The organism is bacterium, assembly GCA_035703895.1.
Classification (GTDB): domain Bacteria; phylum Sysuimicrobiota; class Sysuimicrobiia; order Sysuimicrobiales; family Segetimicrobiaceae; genus Segetimicrobium.
In genome coordinates this window covers 1-11437 of the sequence record DASSXJ010000076.1, presented here as the reverse complement: position 1 = coordinate 11437, position 11437 = coordinate 1, and the positions used below count along the sequence as shown (strand labels likewise).

11 protein-coding genes are annotated in these 11437 nt (G+C 67.5%); 4 read left to right on the top strand and 7 right to left on the bottom strand.

Annotation, left to right across the window (positions count from 1 at the left end; genetic code table 11):
• Window positions 1–69: 69 nt before the first annotated feature.
• A complete protein-coding gene (locus VFP86_05400) occupies window positions 70–891 on the bottom strand; it encodes a hypothetical protein (protein HET8999062.1) in 822 nt (273 codons plus the stop codon).
• 304 nt (window positions 892–1195) lie between these two features.
• Here VFP86_05400 and VFP86_05395 point away from each other — a divergent pair, with 304 nt between their 5' ends.
• A complete protein-coding gene (locus VFP86_05395) occupies window positions 1196–1543 on the top strand; it encodes a cupin domain-containing protein (GenBank protein HET8999061.1) in 348 nt (115 codons plus the stop codon).
• Here the strand turns inward: VFP86_05395 and VFP86_05390 are convergent.
• Complete coding sequence (locus VFP86_05390) at window positions 1522–3489, bottom strand: FAD-dependent oxidoreductase (protein ID HET8999060.1); 1968 nt, start codon at window positions 3487–3489, stop codon at window positions 1522–1524. The two genes, VFP86_05395 and VFP86_05390, sit on opposite strands and share 22 nt — an antisense overlap.
• Before the next feature lie 27 nt (window positions 3490–3516).
• A complete protein-coding gene (locus tag VFP86_05385; GenBank protein ID HET8999059.1) occupies window positions 3517–4968 on the bottom strand; it encodes an NAD-dependent succinate-semialdehyde dehydrogenase in 1452 nt (483 codons plus the stop codon).
• A gap of 163 nt (window positions 4969–5131) precedes the next feature.
• Here VFP86_05385 and VFP86_05380 point away from each other — a divergent pair, with 163 nt between their 5' ends.
• On the top strand, window positions 5132–5389 hold the full coding sequence (locus VFP86_05380; GenBank protein HET8999058.1) for a hypothetical protein: 258 nt from the start codon (window positions 5132–5134) through the stop codon (window positions 5387–5389).
• A gap of 78 nt (window positions 5390–5467) precedes the next feature.
• Here VFP86_05380 and VFP86_05375 read toward each other — a convergent pair whose 3' ends face one another.
• Genes VFP86_05375 through VFP86_05360 form a run of 4 tightly spaced genes read right to left on the bottom strand, consistent with a single transcriptional unit; the run spans window position 5468 to window position 7406 of the window.
• Window positions 5468–5818, bottom strand: a complete 351-nt coding sequence (locus VFP86_05375; GenBank protein ID HET8999057.1) for an STAS domain-containing protein — start codon at window positions 5816–5818, stop codon at window positions 5468–5470.
• A gap of 14 nt (window positions 5819–5832) precedes the next feature.
• Window positions 5833–6594: a SigB/SigF/SigG family RNA polymerase sigma factor gene (locus tag VFP86_05370; GenBank protein ID HET8999056.1), complete on the bottom strand. Its 762-nt coding sequence runs from the start codon at window positions 6592–6594 to the stop codon at window positions 5833–5835.
• Complete coding sequence (locus VFP86_05365) at window positions 6563–7033, bottom strand: ATP-binding protein (GenBank protein ID HET8999055.1); 471 nt, start codon at window positions 7031–7033, stop codon at window positions 6563–6565. Before VFP86_05365 ends, VFP86_05370 begins: the two co-directional genes overlap by 32 nt.
• On the bottom strand, window positions 7014–7406 hold the full coding sequence (locus VFP86_05360; protein HET8999054.1) for an STAS domain-containing protein: 393 nt from the start codon (window positions 7404–7406) through the stop codon (window positions 7014–7016). The genes VFP86_05365 and VFP86_05360 overlap by 20 nt, the downstream gene beginning before the upstream one ends.
• 327 nt (window positions 7407–7733) lie before the next feature.
• Here VFP86_05360 and VFP86_05355 point away from each other — a divergent pair, with 327 nt between their 5' ends.
• Together VFP86_05355 and VFP86_05350 are read left to right on the top strand one after the other, a co-directional pair.
• Window positions 7734–8126, top strand: a complete 393-nt coding sequence (locus VFP86_05355) for an STAS domain-containing protein (GenBank protein ID HET8999053.1) — start codon at window positions 7734–7736, stop codon at window positions 8124–8126.
• Window positions 8127–8154: 28 nt separating this feature from the next.
• Window positions 8155–11437, top strand: a 3283-nt coding sequence (locus VFP86_05350; protein ID HET8999052.1) for a GAF domain-containing protein, incomplete at its 3' end; no start/stop codon positions are given.

The window sequence follows — 11437 nt, the reverse complement described above, 5'->3', positions numbered from 1 at the left end:
GCAGCACAGCGTCCTCAAGTAGATCCGCCGCGAGGTGTCCTCGCTCGGTGAGGACGCCCCGCTCACCGGCTAGTGTGCCTTGAGGTGAGCGAGGTGCGCCTGAGCCCAGCTGGAATAGACGGCGTCGTAGAAACTGCCGTGCTGCGAGAGGGCGGTTTGGAACATCTTGATGGCATCGGCCGGGTGGCCTTCCCGCTCGTACACCCGTCCCAGGCTGATGTAATACAGCGCGTATTTGGGGTCCAGCCTGATCGCGTTCTGAAGTTGCGCGATCCCGTCCTTTTCGTGATGCAGGAGGACCAGCGCCGCGCCGTACCGCCAAGTGAGATCGGCGTTCACCGGGTCCACATCGAGCTGATCCTTGATCTTCCCCAGCTGGATCGGCGATGAGGCCATCCACTGAAAGGTCGTTGTGTTCACCGGCTTTCCGTTCAGCTGGACCTGGAGGGTCCAGGTCCCGGTGCGCGTCTCCAGGTCCGTTCCCAGAATGTAGAGCGGAAGGGCGATATCGAAGCTCTCCCAGGGTTTGTCCTTGTGCTGAGGCGCCTTCGCTTCGATGGTGAACGCCGGTCCCGAGGGGTCGGTGACCCGAAGCGTGACGACGGTGTTGACTTCCAACGTCTTGACTTTGACCACGGCATACGGGAGGTCGGTGTTCCAGAAGGTCGTGCTAGGTTCCACCGGCGTCACGTCACCCTGCCCGAACAGCGGGCTCGACTTGATCCCCTTGGCCATCACCACACTGGCCAGTTGGTTGGGCGGAAGGTTCGGAGCCGGCACCGTCTGGGTAGGCGCGGACTGCGCCGCCGCGGGGACCGGAGGCGCCGACCCCTGCAGGGTCAGCGCCAATCCGGCGCCCACGGTGAGGATTGCTACGTAACGGCCAACCATTCGCGTGCTCTGCCGCCGGCCCATGACATTAGCGAAGAATCATGTGGCCGGTCGCAGCGAGAATCAGCAGACCAAACAGCAGGAAGAAAATCACGAGGCCCACCTCCTTCTCTTGCACCCGAGCACCCGGTATCAGCCGGGCCGGTCCACGTTATACCCGCGATCGGGAGGGTCCAAACTCGAGCCCGGCCCCGGATATACCATACACCGAATGCGCGTTCTGGGTCGCGGGAGAATCGCTCCGGCGCACCGAATCGTCGCAGGACCGATCGCGCCCTCGAGGCGCGGGAGACGGGAGGGGTCGATGCCTGCGAAACTCACCGTGACGTCCATCAAGGCGCTGCCCGGGAAGGAAGTTGCCAAGGGGGTGAAGATCAAACCCCTCGCCGGGGACCATGTCATGTTCAACTACGTCGAGCTCGTGCCCCATGGGGAAGTGCCGCTCCACTCCCACCACCACGAGCAGCTCGGGCTCATCCTCGAAGGCGAGCTCCACATGCAGATCGGCGACGAGCAGCGAACGCTCAAGCCGGGGGATACTTACGTGATTCCGGGAGGGATCAAGCACAGCGGGCGCGCCGGTGGGGCGGGGGCCCTCGTTGCGGACGTGTTTTATCCACTGCGGGAGGACTACCTCAAACTCTTCGCCTGACGCAAGAGGCCGTCCCGCTCGATCGCCTCGCGTAACAGGGCCCCGAGCCACACGGCCAGATCCCCACGGGTGATCGTAGTCCCGGCCGCGTGAGGCGGGGGGACGGCGCCGGGGACCGCCAGCGTGACGAGTGTGACGGCCGCGTCCCATCGAAGCGGAAGCACGGTGTCCTCCGGGCCGGGCCGAAGGACTTCCGCGTCGGGGTCGGCGGAGGCGGGTCCGCGCCACCGCTGGATGCCGCGGGCGAGCGCGGCCACCCGCTGCTTTCCCTGGCCGAGCGTCATGCCCGCCTCGGGTGAGAAGTGCAGCGTCTCGTCGTTCCCGTCCCACACGCCCTCGACGGCCAAGAGTTGGGTGGCCACGAAGGCCTGGTGCTCGAGCGGCACGTCGTCGTACCAGTACAGCGGGATGCCTTGGTCGAGCAGGACGACCTGGAGCCGCCGCACGAGCTCGTGGCGATCCAGCACCTCGTGGGGGGCGGCCCCCACGCGCTGGCAGAAGACCGCCACGACCGCCGCGGCCTCCCCCACCGCCCACTCCACCGGATGGAGCCGGTATGCTCCGTTTGTGATGTGCGTCGTGCCGATGTTCTTGGCCGCGGGGAGGAGGTTCACGGTCCGCGCCGGCACGAGCGCCCCGAGCGGAATCTGGAACGGGCGGGTCGCGACGCTGAGCGTCTCCCGCCCGCATCCGTGGAGGTCGATCGGATAGAATCCGATGCCGACCGTGTCATCGAAAGCCGCCGCGCGGGGGCCGGGGTGGAGCGCCCGCGCGATGTCCTGCTCGCGGATCGTCACCCTGGCACGGAGGCGCCGCCCTTCCCGAACATAGGGCGCCTGAGATAACCCCTCCGCACTACCCATGACGTCCGGGCGCGGGCGGAGCTCGGGATAGCCGACGCCGCCATCATCGCGCGGTGCCTCGGTCTGAAGCCAGTAGAGGAACCCGAGGCTGAGACGGCGGGCCTGCTCGAGGATGCGGGCCTGGTCATCGGCGTGGCGGTCGACCAAGGTGCCGCTACGGAAGTCGTTGCTCGGCCAGTTGATGGTCGCCACGTCGTGGGGGACCCGCGGGTCGTCGAAGTTACGCGCGTCGAGGATGCGGCGATACGTGAAGAACGGGCCGTAGGTGTTCGGCGCGGTCGCAAACATCCGGTAGACGGGCGCCCCGGGCAGCCAGGGTGTGGCGGCGAGCGAATACGGTTGGGCCTGCCGGTTCGCGTCGTAGTCTTCGGGTTTCGCGATCGTGTGGACCTCGCCCGGCCGGAACTCCACGGCGAACGGAAAGGTGAACGACTGCACGCACCCGGGATCCCCTCGTTCAGGCGCCGAGGGCTCTCCGGTCTCCCCGCGCGCCTCGGCGCCGAGCGCGTATGCGGTCGCGGTCAGCACGAACAGGTCGCCGTGATCCGTCGCATCGAGCACGAAGGCCGGCCTGAAGCGGAGAGGCGCTCCGCTCTGCGTATCCCGGGTCAGGACGGTCGCAATCCGGCCGCCGTAGACTTCAGCCCCCACGGCGCGTGTGTGGAAGAAGAGTTGGAGGCTCCCTGAGTCGTGGGGCCCGGTCAGCATGCCGTCCAGAACCGCCGCCCCGACCCTGGGCTCAAAGGAGAGCCGGCTGACCCAGGCGCTGCCCGGATTCAGGTTGGGGGTCCGCGCTGCCTCGCGGGTGAGCGCATAGTGCGACCGGTAGTAATCGCGGATGGCGTCGCGGAGATCGTAATACGCGGCCGTCCCGCCGAAGACTTCGATGTACTGGTGCTCATCAAGATGGGACACGCCCTGGGAGCTGATCTGCCCGCCGAGCCATCCGGTCTCCTCGATGAGGCACACCCGGCGGCCCAGCCGGGCCGCGCGAAGGGCGGCGGCGACGCCACCGAGCCCGCCGCCGCAGACCAGCAGATCGCATACCAACTCCACGGGCTCGGGATCAGCTGCGCTGGACATGACGGGGAACGTCCCGCACGCGCACGATCAACTGATGTTCAGGGAGATCGACTTCACCTCCATGTACTCCTCGATGCCCTGGCGACCGCCTTCGCGGCCCAACCCGCTCTCCTTGAACCCGCCGAAGGGAATCTCGTGCGTGTATCCCGTCGCGTCGTTGACGCACACCAATCCGTACTCAAGCGCCTCGCCGACCCGGATCACCCTCCGCAGGTCGCGCGAGGAGAGGTACGCGGCCAGGCCGAAGGTCGTGTTGTTTGCCCGCGCGACGACCTCCTCGTCGGTCTCGAAGACCATCACCGGGGCGATCGGACCGAAGGTCTCGTCACGGGCGACGGGCATCTCCTCGCGAACCTCCGTCAGCACGGTGGGCTCGTAGAAGAACCCCTTGCCGTATGCGCCCTCGGTGAGCCGCCGCCCCCCCACGAGCGGCCGGGCGCCTCGCGCCACCGCGTCCTTGACGAACCCCTCGACTTTCTCGAGCGTCTCGGCGTTGATCAGCGGGCCGACCTGGACGCCCGGATCGAATCCGGAACCGACCTTGATGGCGCGTACCGCCTCGGTAAACCGGGCGAGAAACGCCTCGGCGATCGGCCGGTGGACGTAGATCCGGTTCGCGCAGATACACGACTGGCCGCCCACCCGAAGGTACTTGATCGCCACGGCGTTGTGCACGGCCCGGTCGAGGTCCGCGTCGTCGAAGACGATGAACGGCGCGTTGCCGCCCAACTCGAACGCGACCCGCTTGAGCTGCGCGGCGGCCTGCGCCATCAAGGTCTTGCCGACCTCGGTGGACCCCGTGAACGCGATCTTGCGCACCCGCGGATCCTTCAGGAAGACGTCCGCGATCGGCGCGGCCCGCCTGCCGACGACGACGTTGAAGACGCCGGGAGGCAGGCCGGCTTCCTCAAAGGCCCGCGCGATCTCGATCGCGGTGAGCGGAGTTTCCTTGGCGGGCTTCAGGACGACCGAGCACCCGGCGGCCAACGCGGGCGCGATCTTCCGGAGCACCATCGTGGCGGGGAAGTTCCAGGGCGTGATCGCCGCGACCACTCCCATGGGCTGATGGGTGACCCAGAGCCGCTTGTGCGGCACCGGAGGGGGGACGATCTCTCCGTAGACGCGGCGCGCCTCTTCGGCGAACCAGGGGAGGTACTGAATCGCGAACGACACTTCCCCCCGGGCTTCGGCGACCGGCTTGCCGTTTTCTTCGGTGACGAGGCGGGCGAGCGCGTCGAGCTTCGCGGTGAGGATGTCCCGCGCTCGGAGGAGGATGGCCCCACGCTCGAGGGCTGTCATCGCCGCCCACGTGGGGAAGGCGTTGGCGGCGGCCTCCACTGCCGCCCGCGCCTGGTCGGCGCCCCCGTTGGGGACGACGGCGATCGGCTCCGACGTGGCGGGGTTGAGCACTTCGAACGTGCCGGCCTGGCCGTCGACCCAGCGGCCGCCGATAAATAGCGGAGCCTCTCGCACCGGCATCGTCGCGTCCTCCTCAGCGATCCTCTCGGTGCTGTTCGAGTGTGAGGCCGGTGACCTCCTCCTTCGTGGTGTAGGATTCGGCGGGCGCGTTTAAGCAGGCAGGCGGCGGGGAAAATATAGCCCGTGCCTCATGGCACACGACTGTGAAAGGGGTGAGATTCACATGCGAAAGGCGTTCGCATCGATCGTGAGCGTGGTCGCGCTCGTGGCAGTCTTGTCCGGCGTCGCGTTGGCCCAAACAACCCCACCGTCGCAGCCGTCGCCCGGACAGGTGCCGACCGTGTCCAACCTCAAGCCCTTCTCGGCTGAGGCGGATTTCATGTCGCTCGCAGGCTATCTCCGGTATCTCATGCATCAGGCGACGGGGCAGTGGGTCACGTATGCCGAGGCGACGCGAGTCGTAAAGCAGCAGGGCCAATAGCCCGGCAGATCCTCGGATCTGTGGCCGCGGGGGAGAGCGGGATGCCCTCCCCCGCACCGCTTTTTTGGGGGACCGGGTTCAGGCGAGCGATTGCAACGCGTCGTCGACAGAGTCGAACAGCAGGTAGCTCGTGGCGACGCCCGCGATCTCCAGGACTCGGCGCGGGGTGGAGCCGCGCGAGGCAACCACGACGAACCGGCGCCGCGTCGTCGCCAGCCGTTCCGCAAACCGCAGTAGCGAGTGGAGCCCGATGCTGTCGAAGTAGGACGCCTGGGCAAGCGACACCACGACGGTTTGGTGATTGGACCCCAGGGCCAGCTCCAGCGCCGCCTCGAACCGGCCGGCGTTGCTGATGTCGAGGTCTCCGGCGACCTCGATGATCGTCGCGCGCCCGCGGTGCTGGATGTCGAACCGTCCGGTTTCACTCACGAGGCATCTGTGTGTCAGTTCCCAATCAACGATCGCAGGCGCCCCAGCGCTTCTCGGAGCTTCCGCGAGACGTGCATTTGCGAGATGTCGAGCCTGCGTCCGATCTCGGCCTGCGAGAAGTGCTCATAGAACCGCAACCGAACGATCTCTCGCATCCGGTCGGGGAGCCTTCGCAGCGCATACTCGAGGGCGTCCCGGTCTTCCCACTGCTCGATCGTCGCATCGAGTTCCCCGATCATGTCCGCCAGCGAGGTCGCTCGTTCTTGATCAATGTCCTCCGCTCCTTCTCCATCGAAGGAGATCGGGCTGTAGGCCTTGCCGGCTTCAAGCGCTTCGATCACGGCGTCGAACGGCATCCCCGCCTCTTCGGCCAACTCGGTGATCGTGGGCGACCGGCCCAGGCGCTGGGACAACTCCTCGACCGAACGCATGAGCGCGTAGTTGAGCTCGCGGAGGCGCCGCGGGACGTGGAGCGGCCACAGCTTGTCCCGAAAATACCGCTTGATCTCGCCCAAGATCGTCGGCGTGGCATAGGTCGTGAACTCGATGCCGCGCGCCGGGTCGTAGCGGTCGACCGCTTTGATCAGGCCGATCCGGGCGACCTGCACGATGTCGTCGAGAGGCTCCCCTCGATCGCCGAACTTCCTGGCCAGGTAGATGGCCAGGCGTTGGTGCGCCAGAATCAGCGCTTCGCGTGCCGAGGTATCTTGGGTTTCGCGCAGCCGATGGAAGAGCTCGCGTGTTTCAGTCTTGCTCAGCAGGCGGCGGGCCGGCATGGAATCCCTCCTGCCGTCGCTTCGCCAACCGGAGCACGACGCTGGCGAGGTCCCCGGTGTGGCGGATGTCGACCTCATCGACGAGACACTGCATCAAGAAAATCCCCAGCAGACGTTCATCGAGAGGCCGAGGTTCGCCGTTCGCTCTCATGTCCAACTCCAGCGCTGTTCCCCGGGCCTCGACCCGGATCACCAGCGCATCGGTCTCCTGGAGGAAGCGGAGGCGGAGGGGGACTCTCCTCTGGGTTTTCGGCGCCGCGATGAGGGCGTTGCAGGCTTCGGACACGGCGATCTTGAGATCCTCGATCTCGTCGTACGTGAACGCCTGGCGCGCCGCCACGGCGGCGGCGGCCAGCCGCGCGATGCTCACGTACTCCGCTTTCGCGGGGATCGTGACGTCAATCGATTCCGCCGCCGGCTCAGTGAGGGTCCGCGTCATCATCCCCTCCGGCTGTGGGGCCGGCCCGCATCTCCGCGAGGGCGTCTTCGAGCCTGGTGTGGACGGGCACGACGTGGTCAAACCCGAGCATGAGCAGCAGTCCCCGCATGGGCGCCGTCTCGTTCATCACCAGGCGCAGTTGCCGCTGGCGCTCGCGCAGCTCCTCGGCCAGCTCGAAGAGCAGCTTCACGGTGGCGCTGTTCAGATAGGTGACAGAGGAGAGATCGACCACCAGGTCCGCTCCCGTGCGCGGCCCCTCCGCCTCGAGGACGTCCGCAACCTCGCGGACATTCGACGTGTCGATCTCTCCCCGCACCTGCACCAAGGAGATGTCACCGTGCCGCTGGATTTCGACCGTGGCCAGCGTGTTCATCGCGCGCTCATGCACGACCTCATCTATCGAGTTGGGTGGCGCTGTCCAGGAGTCGACGGCGGTGGAAACAAGGGGGTCGGCACCTGCGGCCGGTCCAGAGCGGTTCGCGGCATGCCGATCCTGGCCACAGCATTGCCACCAATAATTACTATCCCCACAGATCGGTAGGGTTGAAACATTCGGTCGACTGGTGCCCCGTGCAGAGCGCCTCGTGAGGAGGAGGCCGCCCGTCCAGGGCATAATACCAGGGCAAGCGGTGCGGCTATGCGACGGGGGGACGGGCACCAGCTGGGACAGGGGAGACGCGAGTCTGGAGATGCGGCGACGATGACGGAACGGGCCAACCCCTCTTGGCCGTCACTGACATTCAGGACCGAGGAACGGCGCGAGGCGGTCGTCCTCCATCCCGCTGGGGAGGTCGACCTCGCGACCGTCTCCAGCTTGTTGTCGATGCTCAGGTCCATGAGCGAAGGCGGCCGTCCTGTCATCGTGACCCTGAGCGGAATTACGTACATCGACTCCACCGGGATCAAGGCGCTTCTGGATGGGCATCGCCTGTTTCAACAGCGGGCGCAGCGGTTGGTGCTGGCGGATCCGACGAGCATGGTCCGGAAGGTGATCGAGATTACCGCGCTCGAAAAGGTCATCCCCGTGTATGCCTCGCTTGAACAAGCCGTGGAATCCCTCCGCGCGCCGGCCGAGCCGGAGCGGGGAGCCTAGGGTGCCCCGCCGCCTCGGGATCTGAAGCATGGGGTCGGACTCGGCCCGGCGCGACCGATACCTGCGGCTCGTCGTCGACGTCACCGCGGAATTTGCCACGAAGCAGGACCTCTCCGCGCTGTTCGCCGCGATCGCGGGCCGCTGCGCGGAGGAGCTTGGCGAATGGTGTGCCATCGCGCGGATCGATCCCGAACACCCACAGGTCGTGATTGAGGCCCTCGCCCACGGCGATCGCGCGAAGGCCGGCGAGTTCCGGGCGGCACTCGAGGCCGCGCCCGTTCCGAAGGACGCCCCGATCCTCGCACAGATTCTCGCCGCTCAGGGCCCGGTGATCGTCTCGCCCGACACCTCGGAGACGGGGACGGCCGGCGCGTGGTCGCGGATCGGCGTGGTGACCGCGCTCGTCATTCCCTTTGCGGCCGCCGGAGCGTCAAGAGGAATCTTGGCGCTCGGCTCGGGGTCGCCCAGGCGGTGGGACGACGAGGAGATCCGGATCGCGTCCGTGATCGCTGAGCGTGTGGGCGTCGCGATGCGAAACGCGGGTCTGATCGAATCGGAGCGCCAGTCGCGGGCGGCCGCGGAGCGCCAGGCGCGGCTGTCCGACGCGTTGCTCAGGCTTCAGCGGCGGACGCATGCCGAGGAGAAAGCCCTCAGCGCTATCGCGATGGCAATCGCGGGGGAGACCGACCTTGGCCGCGTGCTCACAGTCGCGCTCGAGCCCCTCCGACAGCTGATTCGATTCAGCGGCGGGTCCATGGTCCTCGTCGAGGACGATGGATACATTGTGCGCGCCGCGGTCGGTCCGCACGCCGGGGAGGTGCTGGGACAGCGGGTGGCCAGGGATCGGGGACCGATCGCGCAGATTGTGGAGACCGGCCAATCGTTCCACACGGAGGACAGGGCGATGGCCGGGATCCCGTGGGTCGGGCCGGCGCGTTCGTGCCTGGCGGTGCCGTTGAGCTGGCACGGCCGGACCTTCGGCGTCCTGGAGGTGCACGCAGTTGAGGCGCACGCGCTCGAACGGGGGGTGCTGCCACTGCTCCAGAGAGTCGCGGCGATGCTGAGCGGTTCGGTCGAGCTCGCCCGCCGGTACGCGGCCGAAGTGCAGGCCACCGCAGAGGCGGAGACGGCACGACGCCAACTGATGCTGCTCGCCGAAGCGAGCCGGTTGCTTGCGACGTCGCTCGATGTCGAGGCGACGCTGTCGAGCATCGCGAGGCTGGCCGTCCCCGCGCTCGCCGACTGGTGTGCGGTCGATCTCGTTGAAGGACAGGGATTCGTGCGGCGCCATGTGTTTCACGCCGATCCTATCAAGGGGAGGCTCGCGGGCGAGCTCGAGGACAGGTATTCGCCGGACCCGCGCGCTCCTCAAGGGGCCCACAAGGTCATCCGGACCGGCCAGGCCGAGATCTGGCCGGAAACCCCTGATGTGCTCCTCGCGGGAGGGACCCGAAACGCCCGGCATCTGGAGGTCCTGCGCGCCCTGGGCCTGGGATCGACGATGGTCGTCCCTTTCGTAGCGCGGGGGCGCATGCTGGGCGCCCTGACGCTCGTCTCGACTCAAGCGGGTCGCCGCTACAATTCGACGGACCTGGCCCTGGCTGAAGAGATCGCGCGCCGCGCGGCGCTGGCCCTCGCCAATGCCGTGCTCCATCAGGCAGAGCAGGAGGCCCGCGAGTTCGCGGAGCACGCCGCGGACCGCACGGCGCGCCTGCAGGCGATGACGGCCGCCCTCTCTGGGGCGTTGACGCGGTCCCAGGTGGGCGATGTGATCGTCGAGCAGGGCGTCCACGCGCTGGGGGCGAGCGCCGGCCTGATGTCCTTACTGAGCGAGGACGGCACGACGCTCGTGGTCGTGCGCGACGTGGGATTTCCTAAGCCTGTCATGCGCCGCCAGCGGAACATCCCGATTTCGACCTCCACCCCGATGACGGACGCGGTCAAGACGGGCCAGCCGATCTGGTTCCATTCAAAGGACGCCTTGGTCGAACGGTACCCGCATTTGGTCGACGCGTTCGTGGTACCGCAAGAAGGGGCGCGCGCCGCGATTCCGTTGGCGCTCGGTGAGCGCGTGCTCGGGGTTTTGGTCCTCGTGTTCCCACACCAGCGAGACTTTCCCGAAGAAGATCGGGCGTTTCTGCGGAGCCTGGCGCAGCAGTGTGCGCAGGCGATCGATCGGGCACGACTGTACGAGCACGAGCATCGGGTCGCGGAAACGCTCCAGCGGGCGTTTCTGCCGGCCGGGCTCCCCGACCTGCCCGGCGTGACGCTCAACGCGGCGTACGTGCCCGGGGTCTCGGAGTCCGAAATCGGAGGCGACTGGTACGATGTCTTCCGGCTCCCGGACGGGCGCGTCGCGCTCTCCGTGGGCGACGTCGTGGGCCGGGGGCTCCAGGCCGCGGTGATCATGGGGCAGTTGCGGCAGTCCATTCGCGCGGCGGCGCTGGAGTTCCATTCCCCCGTCATGGTCCTCGACCGCGCCGGACGGGTGCTGCATCTTACCTATGAGGCCGAAGGCATGGCCACGGCCGTCTTCGGCATTTTCGATCCGACCTTGCTGACGTTCACCTACTCGACCGCCGGCCATCCCGCGCCGCTGCTGGCGCAGCCCGATAGCCGGGTGGAAGCGCTCGCGTGCGGCGGGCTGCCGTTGGGTGTCGAGACCCCAAACATCCCGCCGGCCTGGACCGTTCCCGTGCCGCGTGGATCTCTCCTGGTCCTCTACACGGACGGGTTGATCGAGTCGACACGGAACGTGGTGGAGGGAGAACGCGCGCTCATCGCCGCCGTGCGCGAGGAAGCCGGCAACCCTTCCCCCGACCCGGCGAGCGCCATCCTGGCCCGGATGATCCCGGGGAGCGATCCCCCCGACGACGTCGCGATCCTCACCATGGGGGTGTCCATGGAGGCCAGAACCCGGTTCGATCTCTCGATTCGAGCGACCCCGGCTGCCGGGCGGGTGGTGCGGCAAGCCCTGCGGCGGTTTCTCGCCGAGAACGACGTCGCCCCGGAGCAAGCGTCAAACTTCGAGGTGGCCCTCGGCGAGGCCCTCAACAACGCGATCGAACACGCCTATGGCGCCGTTCCTGGGATGATCGATGTTGGGGGGTGGCGGGAAGACGCCCGTCTGGTCGTCGAGGTATGTGACCACGGCCGGTGGCGGCCGGAACGGCAAGAAGATCGGGGACACGGCCTGCAAATCATGCGGGGACTCGTCGACACCGTTGACCTCAACGCCACCGAGTCGGGCACGACGGTCCGGCTCAGTCTGCGTCTGACCCGGCCTCCGCACGCTTCGACCTCGTCCCCGG